Genomic DNA, 18,977 nt, shown 5'->3' on the forward strand with positions numbered 1-18,977 from the left:
GGAGGGGAAAAGACGCGTCAGCCCGCTGTGGCAGGATCGGCGTGGTCGCGGAGGAAGTCCCGCTTGGCCGCGGCGGTGAGCCGCTTGAACGCGTGTTCGGCCTGCAGCGCGGCGGAGCGGCCGGGATATTCGATCACCAGTTCGACGGCGACCGGCGGGTTGAGGCGGGTGTAGCGCGCGCCCTTGCCGGCCAGGTGCTGGCGGTAGCGGCGCGCGACGTCGGTGCTGACGCCGGTGTACAGCGCGCCGTCGCCGCAGCGCAGCACGTAGAGAAACCAGGGCCTGGACGGCCCCGGCTCATGCTCAGATGGCGGCATCGAAGCCGTTGGCCAGCGGGCTGATCAGCACCCGTTCGGTGCGGTTGCCCTTCTGCGCGGTGACGCGCAGCTTCCATTCGCCGACGGTCACTTCGTCGCCTTCGCGCGGGATGCGCTCCAGGCAGTCCATCAGCAGGCCGGCCACGGTGTGGAAGTCTTCGTCTTCGAAGTCGCCCAGCGTCAGATACTGCTCCAGCGTGACGAGCTCCAGGCTGCCTTCGACGTCGTAGCTGCCGTCGCCGTTCACCGCGATGGCCGGGCGCTCGTGGCGCTCGTGCTCTTCCGGGAATTCGCCGGCGATCGCCTCCATCAGGTCTTTCTGGGTGACGATGCCTTCCAGGCTGCCGAACTCGTTGACCACGAAGGCCATGTCGGCGGCGTTCTGGCGGAAGCTTTCCAGCGCCTTCAGCACGGTGACGGTTTCCGGCAGCACCAACGGCTGGCGCAGCGCGGCGTCGATGTCGAGCGCGCGGCCGTCCAGCAACTGGGCCAGCAGGTCCTTGCGGGCGACGATGCCCAGGGGCTCGTCTATGCTGCCGTCGCGGATCACCACCAGGCGGGAGTAGGGGCTGTCGCGCAGCGCCTGGCGCTGGGCCGCTTCCGGCTGGCTCAGGTCCAGGCGGTGGATGTCGGCGCGCGGGGTGGCGATCACGCGGATCGGCCGCTCGGCCAGGGTCAGCACGCTGTGTATCATCGCGCGCTCGTTGTGGCCGAAGGCGGTGTCCTCCACCTGCTGCGGGCCGGCCTCGGGCTTGGCCTCGTCGGCGCTGGCGGCGGTCAGGCGGCTGCCCATCAGGCTCAGCACCGCGTTGGCGGTGCGCTCGCGGAAGCTTTGCGAGCGGTTCAGGTAGCGGATGCGGTTGGCCTGCGACACCTGGTTGAAGGCCTCGATCAAGACCGAGAAGCCGATCGCCGCATACAGATAGCCCTTGGGAATATGGAAGCCGAAGCCGTCGGCGATCAGGCTGAAGCCGATCATCAGCAGGAAGCCCAGGCACAGCATCACCACGGTCGGATGGGCGTTGACGAAGGCGGTCAGCGGCTTGCTGGCGGCGATCATCAGGATCATGGCGATGATCACGGCCAGCATCATCACCGGCAGGTGTTCGGACATGCCGATGGCGGTGATCACCGAGTCGATCGAGAACACCGCGTCCAGCACCAGGATCTGCGCCACCACGGTGGCGAAGGCGGCGTAGGCGCGCTGGCCGCCGCTCTTGACGTGGTCGACGCCTTCCAGCCGCTCATGCAGCTCGGTGGTGGCCTTGAACAGCAGGAACACGCCGCCGCCCAGCATGATCAGGTCGCGGCCGGCGAAGCCGACCCCCATGACCGAGAACAGCGGCGTGGTCAGCGTGACCAGCCAGGAGATGCTGGCCAGCAGGATCAGGCGCATGACCAGGGCCAGCGACAGGCCGACGATGCGGGCGCGGTCGCGTTGTTCCGGAGGGAGTTTGTCGGCAAGGATGGCCACGAAGATCAGGTTGTCTATGCCGAGTACGATCTCGAGGACGATCAGCGTGAAAAGGCCCAGCCAGGCGGCGGGGTCGGACAGCCATGAAAAGTCCATGATGGTGTAACGCGTTCCTTGTGCGATAAAAAAGCGATAAAAACGCTACAAGGATACCAAATGCCAGCGTTCCGGACAGGGAAAATGCGAAAAGCCCGGCAGGTGCCGGGCTTTGGAGAGGCCGCGGGGTTTACAGGCCGCCGTAGGAATGCAGGCCGGACAGGAACATGTTGACGCCGAGGAAGGCGAAGCTGGTGACGGCCAGGCCGATCACCGCCCACCAGGCCAGCGGCGCGCCGCGCCAGCCCTTCACCAGCCGGATGTGCAGCCAGGCGGCGTAGTTCAGCCACACGATCAGCGCCCAGGTTTCCTTCGGGTCCCAGCTCCAGTAGCCGCCCCAGGCGTCGGCCGCCCACATCGCGCCCAGGATGGTGGCGATGGTGAAGAACAGGAAACCGACGGAGATGGCCTGGTACATCATTTCGTCCAGCACCTCGGCCGCCGGCAGGCGGTCTTTCAGCCAGCCCTTCTGCGCCAGCAACTGGCCGATGCCCAGCATGGCGGCCAGCGAGAAGGCGCCGTAGCCGACGAAGTTGGCCGGCACGTGGATTTTCATCCACCACGATTGCAGCGCCGGGATCAGCGGCTGGATGCCGTGCGCCTGGCGGTCGAAGCTGTACCACAGGATGAAGCCGACCGCGGCGCTGATCACCGGCAGCACCAGCGCGCCGGATTGCGCGGCGGCGAACTTGGCCTGGTAGTACAGATACATCAGCGCGGTGATCAGCGTGAACAGCACGAACACTTCGTACAGATTGGACACCGGGATGTGGCCGACGTCGGGCGCGATCAGATAGCTCTCGTACCAGCGCACGAACAGGCCGGCTAGACCCATCACCGATGCGGCCCAGGTCAGGCCGGCGCCCATCCGCGCCAGCTGCGCCGAGCGGCGGGCCAGGCCTATCCAGTAGACGGCGGTGGCCAGGAAGAACAGCGAGCACATCCACATGATCGCCGACTGGCTGGACAGCGCGTACTTGAGCCAGAACGCGCTCTGGCCGCGGGCCAGGTCATGCTGGTACAGCTGGATGCCCAGCAGCGCCAGCGCGCCCGCCAGCGGGAAGAACCAGCGCCAGGCCGGCCAGAACCAGCCCAGCGCCACCAGGCCTAGCGCAGAGCCGGCCAGGATGGCCTGCTCGTAGCCGTCCATCGCGTGGTGGTAGAGGGAGAAGGCGTAGCCGGCGGCGACGGCGATCAGCAGCGCGTACGCCCAGTCCCGGCGGTCCAGCCGCCGCCACAGCGGCAGGCGGTCGAATCTCGTTGTTGCCAGTTCCATCATAGTCCCCGTGTCAGCTGTTTGATCGCGTCGAGATGACGCTGGAAGTCGGTATCCAGATCGCGGTTGTGGCGGTTGGCGGTCATCGCCACCCGCAGTTTGCGGCCATCTATGCGTATCCACAGGCGCAGTTCTCGCACATAGAACATTAGCACGATGCCCAGCACCAGCAAGACCGATCCCAGATAGACCAGCATCTTGCCCGGCGAGCGGGTCAGCTGCAGGCCGGACGACTGCACCTGGTCGAAGCCCTCCAGTTGCAGGAACACCGGCGAGCCGTAGTCCTGCAGCGCGCTGGCGGCCACCAGGCCGTCCAGCAGGAAGCGGTAATGGGCGGCGTCGGCGGCCAGCGGCTTGACGCCGGCCTTGTCGTCGGCCACCGCCATCACGTCCACCACCGCGCCCTGCAGGATCTTGATATAGGTCTGCGCCACCGCCTGGCGCTTGTCGGCCGGCACCCGCTCGTCGAGGAACTGCTCCAGCGCGGAGAAGCCGCCCGAGGCGAAGCGCTCCAGCACGCCCTTGACGCTGTCGCCGAACTGCTTGGCCAGCTTGTCGTCGATCACGCCGCCCTGCTGCGCCTTGCGGGTGGCGCGCGCGGCGATCTCGCCGTACAGCGCCGGGTTGCGCAGCGCGGCGTACAGGCGCATGAAGCGGTCGACCTGCATGTCGTCGTCCAGCGGCAGGCGCAGGTACTGGAAGGGATCGGCCGGGGTCTTGCGCATGCCGGCCATCAGGTAGCTGGCGCCGTCCTGCGCGATCGGCGCCATGTAGTGGACGTATTCCGCCGCCTGGCCCTGGGTGTCGCGCAGCTTGAAGGTGATGGACGGGCCGTAGTTTTTCAGATCCTTGTGCAGCTTCACCTCGCGCGCGTCGTGCATGCGCTGGGTGAGGGTGGGATCGCCTTCGCCCGGCTTGGCGACGTTTTCGATGTTGAACACCCTGAGCTCGCCGAATTCCAGCGCGTAGTCCTTGCCGTTGGCGCGCAGCGGCTGGCTGTTCATCGACACGCCTTTCAGTTCGGCCGGCGCGCCGCCGGGAGCGGCCAGGTTCCAGGCCTTCAGCCGCAGCGGCGAGCCGCCGTCGCCGAAGCTGGACTGGTAGATGGCGACGCCGTCGACGATCAGCGGGTGGTTGACCTGGACCGTGGCCTCGGTGGTCTTGCCGCTTTTCTTGTCGGTGACCACGATGTCGCTGGCGAACAGCTTGGGCATGCCGTTGCTGTAGTAGGCGACGTGGAATTTCTTCAGCGAGACGATGAAGGGCAGCTCCTGCACCAGGTAGCCGTTGCCGGAATTGAGGAAGGTGACGTCGGCGCTCTTGCCCTCGGCGATGGTGACGTTGCCGCGGAAGGACAGGTTGGACGGCCCCAGCCGGCTCTGCTCGGGAATCTGGCTTTGCGGGAGGTCGCGGGTTTCCGGCACGATGCGGCCGGCCACTTCCGCGAGCTTCAGCGGCAGGTTGCCGTCCAGCAGGCCGCCGACGCAGATCACGATCAGCGCGATGTGGGCGAGGAAATAGCCGAGCTTGCCGGCGGCGCCCTTCTTGGCGGCGATCAGCTTCACGCCGCCGTCGCGCTCGGCTTCGCGCCAGCGGAAGCCCTGGCCGCGCAGATAGCCCAACAGGCGCGGCAGATCGACTTCCTCGGCCTCCAGCGCCTGGCTGTGCGGCATCGCCGCCAGCGAGTTGTCGCCGGCCTTTTCGCGGTAGCCGCGCATCTGCTTGATGAAGCCCGGGCCGTTGCGCACGATGCACAGCGTGGTGGACAACACCAGGAAGGCCAGGATGATCAGGAACCAGGCCGAATGGTAGACGTCATACAAGCCGAGCAGCTCGAAGGCCTGGAACCAGAACTGGCCGAATTCGAAGGCGTAGTTGGGATAGGGCTCGTTTTGCTTGAGCACGGTGCCTATGATGGAGGCGATGCCGAGCACGGTGAGCAGCCCGATGGCGAAGCGCATCGAGCTGAACAGCTCGTACAGCGCGCGGGACAGGGTTTGGCGACGGTGTGTGGTTTTCATTGTTATGAACGTGAAAAAGGAAGCCCGTTCGGGGCTTCCCTTTTGAACGGGCCGGAGCGGCAAAGTTGCGTCCGCCCGCGCGGCTGTCGCCGCGCGGCATGTCGGGCTCCGGCGGGAGAGGGCACGGCTCAGCGCAGGCCGGAAATGTACTCGGCCACCGCCTTCATCTCGGCATCGGTCATCCGGCCGGCGATATCGGTCATCATCAGATTCTTGCGGTCGGCGCCGGCCTTGAAGTCGGCCAGCTGCTTGGCGATGTAGCCGGCGTGCTGGCTGCCCACGCGCGGGAACTGCTCGGGCAGGCCCTTGCCGGCCGGGCCGTGGCAGGCCATACAGGCGGGCACGTGGCTGGCGGGGTTGCCGACGCGGTATATCTTGGCCCCCAGCGGCAGCAGCGCCTTGTCGGCCGCTTCGCGGTCCTTGGGTTTTTGCTGGCTGAAGTAGGCGGCCAGGTTGTGCATGTCGTCGTCGGACAGGCCGGCGGTCATGCCCAGCATGGTCGGGTTTTTGCGTTCGCCGGTCTTGAAGGCCTTGAGCTGGCTATACAGATATTGCTGGCTCTGGCCCGCGATGGTCGGATTGGCCGCTGCGACGCTGTTGCCGTCGACGCCATGGCAGGTGGCGCACACGGTGTCCACGATCTGCTTGCCTTTCGCCGGGTCACCCTTGGCCGCCGGGGAGGCTGCCAGCACGTTGCCGGCCAGGGTGAGGGATGCCATCGCCAACAGCATTTTACGTCTCATGGTCGCTCCTTTAGGGTGAGCCCCTAAAATATCTGTAAAAGTAGCAATTCCAAACCTGTTATTCTATACCAATTGATTTCAACCTTACTACCATGTCGATTTTTCAGAACGCCCGGTTTTATACCACCGTCAACCACATGAAGGACCTGCCGGCCACCCGCGCCGAGGTCGCCTTCGTCGGCCGATCCAACGCCGGCAAGTCCAGCGCCATCAACACGCTGGCCAACCGCACCCGGCTGGCCTATGTGTCCAAGACGCCGGGACGCACCCAGCACATCAACTTCTTCGAGCTGGGCGACGAGTGCTTCCTGGTGGACCTGCCGGGCTACGGCTACGCCGAAGTGCCGGAGGCGGTGCGGGCCCACTGGGTGGAGCTGCTGGGCCGCTACCTGCAGACCCGGCAGAGCCTGATCGGCCTTCTGTTGATTATGGACGCCCGCCATCCATTGAAAGACCTGGATCGCAGAATGCTGGAATTTTTCCGCGTCGCCGGCCGTCCGGTGCACATCCTGCTGTCCAAGGCCGACAAGATGTCGCGCCAGGAGCAGAACAAGGTGCTGGCCGAGGTGAAGCGCGAACTGGCCGACTATCCGTCGGTCAGCGTGCAGATGTTCTCCAGCCTGAAGAAGACCGGCGTCGACGAGGTGGAACAGGTGGTCAAGGGATGGTTCGACGCGCTGCCGCCGCAGGACGACGGCATGGCGGAACTTTGAGCGACGGGCTCCGCCTAAGCTTGCAGGTGCTCCGCACCTCCCGCTTGGCTCCCTGAGCGGGGCCTGAATCGTTGCTATCCAGGCTTTGCCCCGGCTTCTCGGCCGGGGCTTTTTATTGGGTTGGGCGGCAGACGGGCATGAAAAAAGGCGAAGGATGAATCCTTCGCCTTTTGCCCTGTTGCCATACGATTCAAGCACGGACCATCACAAGCTGGTGATGACGGTCTCCACGTGCAGGTTTTCCGCTGCGTTGCGCACCGCCTCGTCTGTCGAGAACGGTCCCAGGCGCACCTTGTATGCGCCCTGCTGGTTGACGATGCCGAGCTTGGAGTCGTACTTGTCGTCCAGCCCGTCCAGCGTCTTCTGCAGCAGCGCCTCGGCGTTGGCCAGCGTGTTGAACGAGCCAAGCTGCAGATACTTCGGATTGTCGCCCGCCCTGAGCTCCCGGCCCACAGGCTGGGTCACCGGCTGCGCGGAGGCGGAGTAGGTGCTGTCTTCGGCCGGCCAGACGCGATCGATCGCGATCTTGGCGCTGCCCTGCTGGATGAAGCCCAGCTTGTAGGCGGCGGCGTAGGACAGATCCATCAGGCGCTTCTTGTGAAACGGACCGCGGTCGTTCACGCGAACTACTACCGACTTGCCGTTGGTCAGATTGGTCACCCGGGCATAGCTCGGGATCGGCAGGGTCGGATGGGCCGCAGTCATCGCGAACATGTCGTAGCGTTCGCCAGAGGACGTCTTGCGGCCGTGGAACTGCTTGCCGTACCAGGAGGCACGGCCGACGGCGTGATACGGCTTTTCACGCACATCGGGACGGAAGCTCATGCCCAGCGCCGAGTAAGGCAGGTTGGCCGACTTGATAAGCGGCTCGTCCTGCGGAACGGCGTCGGGAACCAGGCTCAGGTTGACCGGGATATGATCGGCCGGACCGTCGTTCTGGAAATAAGCTCCGTTTTTGGCAACGGACTTCTTGTTAGTCGGCGAAGCCGACTGGTTTGTGGCACTGGCCGTCTTCACAGTGGAACAGGCCACAAGCACTAGACTGACAAATAGAAGCCACAGCCATCGGAGAACAGGTTGCATAAACCTCCCTATGCTGTTGGGCCAACTTTGCGAACCGCTATACCCCCCCTTCGAAACCGAGCTGGCGCCAAGCCTCGAACACCGTCACAGCGACGGCATTGGAGAGGTTGAGGCTTCTCGACTCGGGACGCATCGGCAGTCGAATCCTTTGCTGCGCCGGCAGGGCAGCCAGCACATCTTGCGGCAAGCCGCGGGATTCGGGACCGAACAGAAAAACGTCCCCGGGTTGGTAGGAAATCCGGTCATGGCGCGTAGCGCCCTTGGTCGTCGCGGCGAAGATCCGCCGTCCCTGAAGCGCACGCAAACAAGCGTCCCAATCTTCATGGACGACGACGCGGGCATACTCGTGGTAATCGAGCCCTGCGCGCCGCAACTTGGCATCCTCAAGCGGGAAGCCCATGGGTTTGACCAGATGCAGCTCACAGCCGGTGTTGGCACATAAACGAATCACATTGCCCGTGTTGGGCGGAATTTCCGGCTGAAATAGAACAACAGTGAACATCGTTGGCAGGCTGGATTGTTCCAAAGAATCAAAATCTTGGTCAAGTTTTTAGGGAAAATGCTCGGGCAAGCACCCATGCGTCGACCCGTTTCGCGCCTTGTTTTTTGATCATTTTAGACAAGGCGGAGAGGGTTGCGCCGCTGGTCGCGACGTCGTCGACGATCGCGATGGAAAGCCCGTCGCACCGGCGTTTTACGTCGAATGCATGGCGAACGTTTCGCAGTCTTTCGGCGCGGCCGAGCGAGGCTTGCGGCAAAGTGTTGCATTTTCGCCAACACAGACTGTCCGAAAAACGGCTGTTTATTGTATCAGCGAACGCTTTGGCAAGCTCGGAACTCTGATTGAAGCCCCTTTCGGCCAGTCGCGCGCCTGCCAGCGGAACAGGAATGACTAAATCGTATTTATGGTCTTGACAGCGGGCAAATTCGGTGAGCAAACCAGAAAGCGCGCCAGCCAGCTGCAGCCGCCGGCCGTACTTGTAGGCATGGATCAGGCCGTTCAGAGGGTAAGCGAACAGATAGGGAACATGCAGCGCGTCGAACGCCGGCGGCTGGCGCTGGCAGTGTCCGCACAGCGCGCCGCCGACTGTCGGTTCCGCGCAACGCGGGCAGCGCTCCGCCGGCATCCGCGGCAGCATCGCCCGGCAGCCTTCGCACAGACCCTCTCGGGCGTGCGGCTGCCCGCATAGCACGCATTTCTGATTAATTATTGAGCAGTTGTCAATTATTAACTTTCTAATATTTGACAGCATGTCGACCACCCTCCAAGATTTTGTCGCCTGCCCATCGGGGCAGGGTGACGAGCCGCACGGCTCGCAGTGAGAATGACAAACAGCTATTGGAGCATACGATGCATTCTGCCACGATGGTACTCAAGCGCCCGGCCACCCCGCATCCGGAAAACACTAATTGGAGCGTAGACGATGTAGAGGCGCTGTTGGGCCTGCCTTTCATGGAGCTGGTGTTCCGCGCCGCCGAAATCCATCGCCAGTTCTTCGACCCGACCAAGATCCAGTTGTCGACGCTGGTGTCGATCAAGACCGGCGGCTGTCCGGAGGATTGCGGCTATTGCCCGCAGTCGGTGCACCACGACACGCCGGTGGCCGACCAGCCGATGATGACGGTGGACGAGGTGGTGGACGCGGCGCGCCAGGCCAAGGCCAACGGCGCGGGGCGCTTCTGCATGGGCGCGGCCTGGCGCGGCCCCAAGGACGCCGATCTGCAGAAAACGCTGGAGATGGTGCGCGAAGTGAAGGCGCTGGGCCTGGAGACCTGCGCCACTTTCGGCCTGCTGCGCGACGGCCAGGCCGAGCAGTTGAAGGACGCCGGCCTGGATTATTACAACCACAATCTGGACACCGCGCCGGACAAGTACGCCGACATCATCCAGACCCGGGAGTACGAGGACAGGCTGGACACCTTGGGCAAGGTGCGCAAGGCGGGGCTGTCGGTGTGCTGCGGCGGCATCGTCGGCATGAATGAGACCCGCGCGGACCGCGCCGGGCTGATCGCCCAGCTGGCCAATCTGGACCCGCAGCCGGAGTCGGTGCCGGTCAATAATCTGGTGCAGGTGGTGGGCACGCCGCTGCAGAACGCCGAGCGGCTGGACTGGACCGAGTTCGTGCGCACCATCGCGGTGGCGCGGATCACGATGCCGGCCAGTTACGTCAGGTTGTCGGCCGGCCGCCGCGAAATGGATGAAGCCACCCAGGCGCTGTGTTTCCTGGCCGGCGCCAATTCCATTTTCTACGGCGACAAATTGCTGACCACCGGCAATCCGGACGTGGTGGCCGACCAGGCATTGATGTCCAAGCTGGATTTGCAGGCACTGTAAAAAACATTAGCAATTCTGTACTGTAGCCTTAAATGGAAACATATATATAGTGTGTCGCACCGGGGCGGGCAGCTGCCGCGGTTTGGTCAACAACGTAAAAGAGTGCAATCGCCATGCGCCTCCAAGACCTGTCCGCAGCCCTGCTGGAATTGGACGCCAGCCATCGTCGCCGTTACCGGACGACGCTCGAGTCGCCGCAAGGCGTCGATATTGTCATCGATGGCGAGGAATACCTGTCTTTCGCCAGCAACGATTATCTCGGCCTGGCCGATCATCCTTCCCTGGTGCGTGCGCTGCAGCAAGGCGCCGACCGCTGGGGCGCCGGCAGCGGCGCCTCCCATCTGCTGACCGGCCACACGCGGGCCCACCAGCAGGCGGAAGAAGAGCTGGCCGGCTTCGTCGGCCGCGAGGCGGCGCTGTTGTTCGGCTCCGGCTACGCGGCCAATCTGGCGGTGCTGACCAGCCTGGCGGGGCGCGGCGACGCGGTGTTCGCCGACAAGCTCAACCACGCCTCGCTGAATGACGGCTGTCTGTTGTCGAGGGCCGATTTCCAGCGGTTCCGCCACAACGACCTTGATCATCTGGAACAACTGCTGGCCGCCAGCGACGCGCCGACCAAGCTGATCGCGGTGGACGCCGTGTACAGCATGGACGGCGACCAGGCGCCGCTGCCGGCCTTGCTGGCGTTGGCCGAGCGTTACGACGCCTGGCTGTATGTCGACGACGCCCACGGCTTCGGCGTGCTGGGCGACGGCCGAGGTTCGGTCGCCGCGCACGATCTTTCCAGCGAGCGGCTGATCTATATGGCGACGCTGGGCAAGGCCGCCGGTCTGGCCGGCGCCTTCGTCGCCGGCGGCAGGCCGTTGATCGACTGGCTGGTGAACAAGGCCCGCACTTATATCTTCACCACCGCCCAGCCTCCGGCGCTGGCGGCCGCGGTGGGCGTCAGCCTGCGGCTGATCGCCGAGGCCGGCGAGCGCCGCGAGCGGCTGGGGCAGTTGATCGCCCGCTGCCGGCAGCGGCTGGACGGCACCCCTTACGCCGGCCAATCCGCCACGCCGATCCAGCCCTTCGTCGTCGGCTCGGATGAGAACGCGGTTCGGCTGGCCGACGCGCTGCGGCGGCAGGGCTACTGGGTGCCGGCGGTGCGGCCGCCGACGGTGCCGGAAAACGGCTCCCGGCTGCGGATCTCGCTGTCGGCCCGACATGAGCTTTCCCAATTGGACGCATTACTGGATCTGATGCTGAGCCAGGCGGCAAACTGAAGCCTGGCGTGGTGGAAGGCGTCCGCGCCACATGAAAACGTTCAAGCCCGGGGCATTTGCCCCGGGCTTTTGTCTGGCTGCGGACTTTCTCGGCGTCCCGTACTACGATAACGACATGAAGAGCACGGCAGAATATCTGGACGATCCGGAACGGGCCGCGGCCCGCGCCTTGTCGTTATTGCAAGGCCTGGGCGGTTTGAGCGCGGCGGCCGCATGGGGACGGAACGGGGCGGCCTGGCGGCGGCTGGCGGCGTTCGGCGATGCCGATGGCCTGCCCGACGGCGAGACCTTGTCCGCGGGAGAGTCGCTGCCGGCAGGCGCGGGCGCGCAAGCGCTGCGGGCGGGGGGGCAATCCTTGGGATGGCTGGTGTGGCGGGGCGCGCCGCCGGCGCAGCTGGAGACCGTGGCGGCGCTGCTGGCCGGCCATCTGCAGTGCGAAGCGTTGCGGGCCGAGCAGGCGGCCGCGCGCGCCGCCAATGAGACGATGCTGGAAATCAGTCTGCTGGCCGGCGAGTGTCCGGCGCTGGAGCGCATGTTGCCGCGGCTGCACCGGTTGATGCAGCGTCTGCTGGACGCCGACAATTTCGGCATCGCACTGTACGACGAGGACTGCTCCGCGTTCCACTTCCCGTTCTACGTCGACCGGCGCGATCCGTCGCCGCCGGATCCGGAGCGGATCTTTCCGTTGGCCGGCCCCCATGCGTCCTTGACCGCCTGGCTGATGCGCGGGGGCGCGCCGGTGGTGCTGACCGGGGAGCGCATCGAGGAATTGTGCCGGCAGGAGGCGCTGGCGCCTCCGGCGCAGCTGCCGGCTTTCTGGATGGGCGCGCCGCTGGCCAACGCGGCCGACGAGCTGATCGGCGCGGTGGTGCTGCAGGTGTACGATGACCAGCCGATGCCGACATCGGCCGAACAGCAGTGGTTCATGTTCGCCGCCCGCCATGTCGGGTTCGCGCTGGACCGCGTGCTGTACCATGGCCGGCTGGAGCGGCAGGTGGCGCTGCGCACCAGCGAGCTGGAGGGCGCCAACGCGCGCCTGCGCGCGGAGGTGGCTGGCCGCAAGCGCGCGGAGAAATTTCAGGAGGTGCTGTTCCGCATCGCCGAATTGTCCAATACCAGCCTGTCGCTGGAGGCGTTTCTCAGCGGCCTGCACCGGCTGTTGCTGGAGATGGTGGCGGCGCGCAACTGCGTGGTGGCGTTGTACGACATGGGCAGCGACCTGATCAGCTTCCCTTATTGCGCCGACGAATACGCGTCGTCGCTGCGGGCGCGCAAGCCCGGCAAGGGCCTGATCGAGCAGGTGCTGCACAGCGGGCGGCCGCTGCTGCTGGATCCGTACGGCAGCTTGCCGGGCGTCGCGGCGGAGGAAGGGGAGATGCCGCCCAAGAGCTGGCTGGGCGTGCCGCTGTATTGCGACCACGAGCTGCTGGGCGTGCTGGCGGTGCAGAGCTACGACGGCGAGGTGGTGTACGGCTACCGGGACCAGGAGGTGCTGGAGTTCGTGGCCAACCATATCGGCGCCGCGCTGGCTCGGGTGCGCGCGCTGGAGAGCCTGCAGCAGGCCTACGCCGACCTGGAGCAGCGGGTGCGCGAGCGCACCAGCGAGCTGGACGCGGTCAACGCCCAGCTGGAGTTCGACAGCCTGCACGATCCGCTGACCAAGCTGCCCAACCGCAATTATTTCTCCAAGGCGCTGCGCCGCGCCTGGGACGCCTACCTCGACGGCGGCGACCGCTTCGCCGTGGTGTTCATCGACCTGGACCGCTTCAAGCTGGTAAACGACACGCTGGGCCATCTGGCCGGCGACCACCTGCTGTTCGAGGCGGGGGCGCGCATCCGCGCCTGCCTGCGCCATTACGATTTCCTGGCGCGGCTGGGCGGCGACGAGTTCGCGGTGCTGATGTTCGGCATGGACGCGGTGGACGAGTGCGAGATCATCGCCCGCCGCATCGTCAGCGAGTTCGAGCGGCCGGTGATCCTGGCCGGTCGCGAGGTGTTCTCCACCGCCAGCGTCGGCGTGGTGCTGGCCGACCGCGCGCACTACCGCCAGGCCGACGACCTGCTGCGCGACGCCGACCACGCGATGTACTGCACCAAGCAGCAGGGCCGCCAGGGCTACACCTTGTTCAGCCACCAGCTGCGGATAGACCAGGCCGACCAGCTGGCGCTGGAGACCGAGCTTCGGCGCGCGCTGGAGGAGGAGGGCCAGCTGCTGCCCTACTACCAGCCTTTCATTTCCGCCGCCACCGGCGAGCTGGCAGGCTTCGAGACGCTGGTGCGCTGGCAGCATCCGCAGCGCGGGCTGGTGTCGCCGGGCGTGTTCCTGCCGGTGGCCGAGGAGAGCGGACTGATCACCCGGCTGGACCGCTACATGATCAACGCCGCCTGCGCCCAGCTGCGGGCCTGGCGGGCCGAGGGGCGGGTGGACGAGGACTGCGCGCTGCACATCAACCTGTCGTCGGCCAATTTCCGCGACCCGGACCTGGTCGGCTGGATAGGCGAGCGCATCGCCCATTACCAGCTGCCGCCGGCGATGCTGCATCTGGAAATCACCGAGAGCGCGCTGATCGACCAGCCCGAGGCCGCCGCCACCGCGATGCAGGCGCTGCACGGTCTGGGCGTCAGGCTGGCGCTGGACGATTTCGGCACCGGCTATTCGGCGCTGTCCTATCTGCACCGCTATCGTTTCGACGTGCTGAAGATAGACCAGTCCTTCGTGTTCGACCTGGATCGCAAGCAGGAGTCGGTGGCCATCGTCCGCGCCATCCTGGCGCTGGCGCGCGCGCTGGACTTGGACGTGGTGGCCGAGGGGGTGGAGACCGCCAGCCAGCAGGCGATGCTGAAGGAAATGGGCTGCGGCATGCTGCAGGGCTTCTATTTCGCGAAGCCGGCGCCGGCCTGGGCGCTGGACTGGGACAAGCTGGCGCGCCTCGGCAGGGAGCCGGACCGTGTGGCGTGAGTGCGCGAACCGCTTCAACCGCTGGCGTTACGATCTGTACGCGCCGGTGTACGACAAGGTGGCGCAGGGCTTCGCCCGCCACCGCCGCCGCTCGATCGGCCTGCTCAACCCGCAGCCGGACGAGCGCTTGCTGCTGGTCGGCGCAGGCACCGGCCTGGACCTGGATTTCCTGGTGCGCTGCCGCCATATCACTGCGATAGACATCGCGCCGGCGATGCTGGCGCGGCTGCGCGAGCGCGCGGCCAAGCTGGGCATGGAGGTGGACGCCAGGGTGATGGACGGACAGAAGCTGGACTTTCCCGACGCGAGCTTCGACGCGGTGGCGCTGCATCTGACGCTGGCGGTGGTTCCCGATCCGCGGGCCTGCCTGCGGGAGGTGGAGCGGGTGCTGAAGCCGGGCGGCCGGGTGGCGGTGTTCGACAAGTTTCTGGCCGACGGCGGGCGGGCGCCGCTGTGGCGGCGCGCCGGCAATCTGCTGGCGCGCGCCATCGCCACCGACATCAACCGCCGGCTGGGCGACATCGTTTCGGTTACCAAACTGCAACCTTTTCACGACGAAGATGCCGGCTTCGGAGGTTTCCTTCGCATCGTACTCTTGCGAAAATAGCGTTTTCGCCCAATTTGACTGTTCATGAATCTGTTTGTCGAAACGCAGGGCCAGGGACCGGACGTGGTCATGCTGCACGGCTGGGGGCTGCACGGCGGCGTGTTCGCCCGGGTGGCCGAACAACTGGCGACGCGTTTCTGCGTCCACTTGGTGGATCTGCCGGGCCACGGCGCGTCGCCGGCGCTGCAACGCTTCGATGCCGACGCGGTGGCCGATCTGCTCGCGGCCCAATTCGCGTTGCCGGCGCAGGTGGTGGGCTGGTCGCTCGGCGGCCTGATCGCCCAGCACTGGGCCGCTCGCCATCCGGCCCAGGTGAAAAGCCTGGCGCTGGTGGCCACCAGCCCGCGTTTCGTCCGCGACGAAACCTGGCCGCACGCGCAAGAGCGCAAATCGATAGAAGCCGTCGCCCAGAGCCTGGACGGCGCGTTCGAGCAGACGCTGGAGCGCTTCCTCGCCTTGCAGATGATGGGCGCGCCGGCGGCGCGCGACACGTTGAAGGCGCTGCGCGGCGAATTGTTCTCCCATGGCCGGCCGCAAGGCCTGCTGCCGGCGCTGCAGCTGCTGCTGGAGGCCGACGCGCGCGCGCTGGCCGGCCGCATCCAGTGCCCGACCGCGCTGTTCTACGGCGCGCGCGACGCGATCACCCCGATCGGCGCCGGCCGCTGGCTGGCCGAGTCGCTGCCCGACGCCGTCCTTTACGAATTCCCGCAGGCGTCGCACGCGCCCTTCCTGTCCCATGAGCAGGATTTCGTGCGCGCGCTTGCCGAGCATCTGGAAACCCAGGCATGAGTGAAGCGTTTTACACCGACAAGGCGCGCGTGCGCGCCTCGTTCGAAAAGGCCGCGGCCAGCTACGATTCCGCCGCGGTGCTGCAGCGCGAAGTGTCCGACCGCATGGCGGAACGGCTGGATTACATCAAGCATCAGCCGGCGGTGATCCTCGACGCCGGCGCCGGCACCGGCTACGGCTCGGCCGAGTTGCGGCGGCGTTATCCGCAGGCGCGGGTGATCGAGCTGGACCTGGCGCACGCGATGCTGCAGGCGTCGCGAGAGCGCGGCCGATCCGGCGACGGCTTGCTGAAGAAGCTGTTCAAGCCCAGCCAGCCGTGGCAGATCAACGCCGACATCGAAAAACTGCCCTTGGCCGACGCCAGCGTCGACATGATCTGGTCCAATCTGACCATTCAATGGATCAACGAGCCGGACCGGATGTTCGCCGAGATGCGCCGGGTGCTGAAGCCGGATGGCATGCTGATGTTTTCCACGTTGGGGCCGGACACGCTGTTCGAACTGCGCGACGCCTTCGCCGGCGTGGACGGCGCCACCCATGTCAACCAGTTCATCGACATGCACGACATCGGCGACGCGCTGATGCGCGCCGGTTTCGCCGAGCCGGTGATGGACATGGAAAAGATCGCGCTGACCTACGACGACGCCCGCGCGGTGATGCGCGACCTGAAAGCGATAGGCGCGCACAATGCCACCGCCGGCCGCGGCCGCGGCCTGATGGGCAAGCAGGCTTGGCGCAAGGTGGAGGCCGCGTACGAGCGGCACCGCCGCGACGGCAAGCTGCCGGCCAGCTACGAGGTGGTGTACGGCCACGCGTGGAAGGGCACCGAAAAGAAGCTGGCCAAGATGACCGACGACGGCCGCCAGGTGATCGAATTCGTCAAGAAGGCACCCAAGCCCTGACGGCGGACCGCCGCCGCGCAACTTAAAGAAAGTTAGCCATGGAGTTGGAAATCCGTCCCGCGCGTCCGGGCGACGCGGCTTCTCTCGCCGCGCTGTCCATCCAGGTGTGGCTGAGCACCTATGCCATCGACGGCATCCGCCAGGCGTTGGCCGACTATGTGCTGACGGAATTCACGCCGGAAAAGATGGCGGCCTTGATCGCCGATCCGGCGCGCCAGCTGCTGGTGATGGAGAAGAACGGCCATCTGCTGGCTTATGCGCAGCTGAAATCGGATGAGGCCTGCGCCGGCTGCGACGACCCGTCGTCGGAGGTGGAGCGGGTTTACCTGATGGAGAACCATACCGGACAAGGCCTGGGGCGGCGGCTGATGGCGGCGGCGCGTCAATGGGCTGCAGCGCAGCCCGGCCAGCCGCGTTTGTGGCTGAGGGTGTGGCACGGCAACGAACGCGCGATCGCCTTCTACCGCCGCATCGGCATGGCTGTTCATGGCGAAACCGATTTCGAATTGGAGGGCGCGAAGCATCTGAATTACGTGATGCTGGACCCCGCGCCCGTTGGGGCGGCCCTGGCGGCCGCCGATGTCTGAAAGACCGATGCAATCATGATTAGCAAGAGCATTCTACGTCCCGCGCTGCTGGCCGGGATCGCGTCCCTATTATCCGCCTGCATGAGCGCCACGCCGCCGGACAGCGGCCAGGTCGCCAAGCCGCTGCAGAAACCCAGGATCGCGCTGGCGCTGGGCGGCGGCGCGGTGAAGGGCTTCGCCCACATCGGCGTGATCAAGGTGCTGGAAGGCGCCGGCATCACGCCGGACATCATCGTCGGCACCAGCGCCGGCAGCGTGGTGGGCAGCCTGTACGCGTCCGGCCTGACCGGCATGCAGCTGCAGCAGCGCGCGATCGCGCTCGACCAGGCCGACCTCACCGACTGGACGCTGTCCACCAAGGGAGTGATCAAGGGCGAGAAGCTGCAGAACTGGATCAATGCCCAGGTGGGCAACCGCCCGCTGGAAAAACTGGGCAAGCCGTTCGCCGCGGTGGCCACCGAGCTGGATTCCGGCCGCCGGGTAGTGTTCCGCACTGGCAACACCGGCCAGGCGGTGCGCGCCTCGGCCAGCATCCCCAACGTGTTCCTGCCGGTGAAGATAGGCGGCAAGAGCTATGTCGACGGCGGCCTGGTCAGCCCGGTTCCGGTCAGCGCCGCGCGCGAAATGGGCGCGCAGTTCGTCATCGCCGTCGACATCACCGGCCGCCCCAAGGCCGGCCGCGCCACCGGTTTCCTGTCGATGCTGGACCAGAGCCTGAGCATCATGAACGGCTCGGCGCTGGCGCAGGAATTGAAGCAGGCCGACGTGGTGATCCACCCGAATGTGCTGAATATCGGCTCGGCCGAGTTCGAGGCCCGCAACCAGGCCATCCTGGAAGGCGAGAAGGCGGCGCAGCAGATGCTGCCGCAGATCCGCCAATTGCTGCAGCAAAAGAGCCTGGCGCTGGCTAAATAAGGGAATAGGCTGGATGATGTAGGCCGCGCGCCGATGCCTGGCCCCGCATCGGCGCTTACGAACCCATCGCTATTGGAGTCGGCATGATCAAACTGCACGGTATTCCGCTGTCTCCCTACTACAACAAGGTGAAGATCGCCTTGCTGGAGAAGGGGGTCAATTTCCAGGAAGTGGTGACGACGCCTTCGCAAGAGGACGAGCTGCTGGAAAAGAGCCCGATGGGCAAGATTCCCTTCGTCGAGATCAACGGCCACCCGCTGGCCGAGTCCACGGTGATCCTGGAGTGGCTGGAGGACGCCTACCCCACCGCCTCGCTGCTGCCGCCTACGCCCAACAGCCGGGCGCTGGCGCGCGAGCTGACCGCGATGCTGGAGCTGTACGTGATGCTGCCGGCCAGCCCGCTGATCCGCCACATGCTGAAAGGCACCCGGCCGGAGCCGGAGAAGTGCGAGGAGATCCGCCAGGCCCTGGCGCGCGGCATCGGCGCGGTGGCCAAGCTGGCGCAATGCCGCCCCTGGCTGGCCGGCGAGGACTTCAGCTTCGCCGATCTCAGCGCCGCCGGCATCCTGCCGGTGGTGGCGCGCCTGAGCCAGACTTTTCTCGGTGAGGACATGACGCAGCGGCTGGAAGGCTGTAGCGACTACCTGCGCCGTCTGGGCGAGCGCCCCAGCGTGGCGCGGGTGTGGAGCGAGCGCGACGCCTCGCTGGCGGCGCTGATGGCCCGCCGCGACTGAATGCGGCGGCCGCGCGGCTATCTCCGGTGATTCGGGATAGCCGCTTTTGATATGGCTTTCCCGCCACAGCGGGCGGGGAAAGCGTGTCGGCCGGGTTGCCGCGGTTGACAGCCCATCGTGCATAGAGCTTACACTCCAATCAAGTGTTTGCTCTATGGCGG

The 18,977-nt window shown here is 65.9% G+C and carries 18 protein-coding genes; 10 read left to right on the forward strand and 8 right to left on the reverse strand.

Going from position 1 to position 18,977, the window contains the following annotated elements; translation table 11 throughout:
- Window positions 1-17: 17 nt before the first annotated feature.
- From BKX93_RS15405 to BKX93_RS15425, 5 genes are all read right to left on the reverse strand, one after another.
- On the reverse strand, window positions 18-317 hold the full coding sequence (locus BKX93_RS15405; protein WP_070980503.1) for a GIY-YIG nuclease family protein: 300 nt from the start codon (window positions 315-317) through the stop codon (window positions 18-20).
- The gene (locus BKX93_RS15410) at window positions 304-1,887 is read right to left on the reverse strand and encodes a TerC family protein (protein WP_070980504.1); all 1,584 of its coding nucleotides are present in this window, start codon (window positions 1,885-1,887) and stop codon (window positions 304-306) included. The genes BKX93_RS15405 and BKX93_RS15410 overlap by 14 nt, the downstream gene beginning before the upstream one ends.
- Before the next feature lie 130 nt (window positions 1,888-2,017).
- Window positions 2,018-3,163 carry a c-type cytochrome biogenesis protein CcsB gene (ccsB, locus tag BKX93_RS15415; RefSeq protein ID WP_046155308.1) on the reverse strand — a complete coding sequence of 382 codons (1,146 nt, stop codon included), beginning with the start codon at window positions 3,161-3,163 and terminating at the stop codon, window positions 2,018-2,020.
- Window positions 3,163-5,184 (reverse strand): cytochrome c biogenesis protein ResB, encoded by a 2,022-nt coding sequence (locus tag BKX93_RS15420; protein WP_070980506.1) that lies wholly within the window; start codon window positions 5,182-5,184, stop codon window positions 3,163-3,165. Before BKX93_RS15420 ends, ccsB begins: the two co-directional genes overlap by 1 nt.
- A gap of 128 nt (window positions 5,185-5,312) precedes the next feature.
- Window positions 5,313-5,927: a c-type cytochrome gene (locus BKX93_RS15425; protein ID WP_070980508.1), complete on the reverse strand. Its 615-nt coding sequence runs from the start codon at window positions 5,925-5,927 to the stop codon at window positions 5,313-5,315.
- Window positions 5,928-6,019: 92 nt separating this feature from the next.
- On the opposite strand from BKX93_RS15425, the gene yihA reads away from it, so the two are divergent.
- Entirely contained in the window at window positions 6,020-6,640 is a 621-nt protein-coding gene (gene yihA / locus BKX93_RS15430) for a ribosome biogenesis GTP-binding protein YihA/YsxC (RefSeq protein WP_021475550.1), read from the forward strand.
- 204 nt (window positions 6,641-6,844) lie between these two features.
- Here yihA and BKX93_RS15435 read toward each other — a convergent pair whose 3' ends face one another.
- The 3 genes from BKX93_RS15435 to BKX93_RS24090 form a co-directional block, all read right to left on the reverse strand.
- A complete protein-coding gene (locus tag BKX93_RS15435; RefSeq protein ID WP_231178476.1) occupies window positions 6,845-7,657 on the reverse strand; it encodes a septal ring lytic transglycosylase RlpA family protein in 813 nt (270 codons plus the stop codon).
- Window positions 7,658-7,760: 103 nt separating this feature from the next.
- Window positions 7,761-8,225: a tRNA (uridine(34)/cytosine(34)/5-carboxymethylaminomethyluridine(34)-2'-O)-methyltransferase TrmL gene (gene trmL, locus BKX93_RS15440; protein ID WP_021475552.1), complete on the reverse strand. Its 465-nt coding sequence runs from the start codon at window positions 8,223-8,225 to the stop codon at window positions 7,761-7,763.
- 40 nt (window positions 8,226-8,265) lie between these two features.
- The gene (locus BKX93_RS24090; protein ID WP_235429480.1) at window positions 8,266-8,976 is read right to left on the reverse strand and encodes a ComFC family protein; all 711 of its coding nucleotides are present in this window, start codon (window positions 8,974-8,976) and stop codon (window positions 8,266-8,268) included.
- A 98-nt stretch (window positions 8,977-9,074) separates the two neighbouring features.
- Between BKX93_RS24090 and bioB the strand changes: the two genes are divergently transcribed.
- From bioB to BKX93_RS15490, 9 genes are all read left to right on the forward strand, one after another.
- On the forward strand, window positions 9,075-10,058 hold the full coding sequence (gene bioB / locus BKX93_RS15450; RefSeq protein ID WP_082107249.1) for a biotin synthase BioB: 984 nt from the start codon (window positions 9,075-9,077) through the stop codon (window positions 10,056-10,058).
- 113 nt (window positions 10,059-10,171) lie between these two features.
- Window positions 10,172-11,323 carry an 8-amino-7-oxononanoate synthase gene (gene bioF, locus BKX93_RS15455; RefSeq protein ID WP_070980509.1) on the forward strand — a complete coding sequence of 384 codons (1,152 nt, stop codon included), beginning with the start codon at window positions 10,172-10,174 and terminating at the stop codon, window positions 11,321-11,323.
- Window positions 11,324-11,438: 115 nt separating this feature from the next.
- Window positions 11,439-14,282 (forward strand): bifunctional diguanylate cyclase/phosphodiesterase, encoded by a 2,844-nt coding sequence (locus BKX93_RS15460; protein ID WP_070981856.1) that lies wholly within the window; start codon window positions 11,439-11,441, stop codon window positions 14,280-14,282.
- Window positions 14,272-14,889 (forward strand): class I SAM-dependent methyltransferase, encoded by a 618-nt coding sequence (locus BKX93_RS15465; RefSeq protein WP_070980510.1) that lies wholly within the window; start codon window positions 14,272-14,274, stop codon window positions 14,887-14,889. The genes BKX93_RS15460 and BKX93_RS15465 overlap by 11 nt, the downstream gene beginning before the upstream one ends.
- A gap of 24 nt (window positions 14,890-14,913) precedes the next feature.
- Window positions 14,914-15,678 (forward strand): pimeloyl-ACP methyl ester esterase BioH, encoded by a 765-nt coding sequence (bioH, locus tag BKX93_RS15470; protein WP_070980512.1) that lies wholly within the window; start codon window positions 14,914-14,916, stop codon window positions 15,676-15,678.
- Window positions 15,675-16,580, forward strand: a complete 906-nt coding sequence (bioC, locus tag BKX93_RS15475; RefSeq protein WP_070980513.1) for a malonyl-ACP O-methyltransferase BioC — start codon at window positions 15,675-15,677, stop codon at window positions 16,578-16,580. Before bioH ends, bioC begins: the two co-directional genes overlap by 4 nt.
- 38 nt (window positions 16,581-16,618) lie before the next feature.
- A complete protein-coding gene (locus BKX93_RS15480; RefSeq protein WP_070980515.1) occupies window positions 16,619-17,167 on the forward strand; it encodes a GNAT family N-acetyltransferase in 549 nt (182 codons plus the stop codon).
- 15 nt (window positions 17,168-17,182) lie between these two features.
- Complete coding sequence (locus BKX93_RS15485) at window positions 17,183-18,082, forward strand: patatin-like phospholipase family protein (RefSeq protein WP_104945957.1); 900 nt, start codon at window positions 17,183-17,185, stop codon at window positions 18,080-18,082.
- An 83-nt stretch (window positions 18,083-18,165) separates the two neighbouring features.
- Window positions 18,166-18,816: a glutathione S-transferase family protein gene (locus BKX93_RS15490; RefSeq protein WP_046168118.1), complete on the forward strand. Its 651-nt coding sequence runs from the start codon at window positions 18,166-18,168 to the stop codon at window positions 18,814-18,816.
- The last annotated feature ends 161 nt before the right edge of the window (window positions 18,817-18,977 follow it).

This window comes from Chromobacterium vaccinii (assembly GCF_001855275.1).
Lineage (GTDB): Bacteria > Pseudomonadota > Gammaproteobacteria > Burkholderiales > Chromobacteriaceae > Chromobacterium > Chromobacterium vaccinii.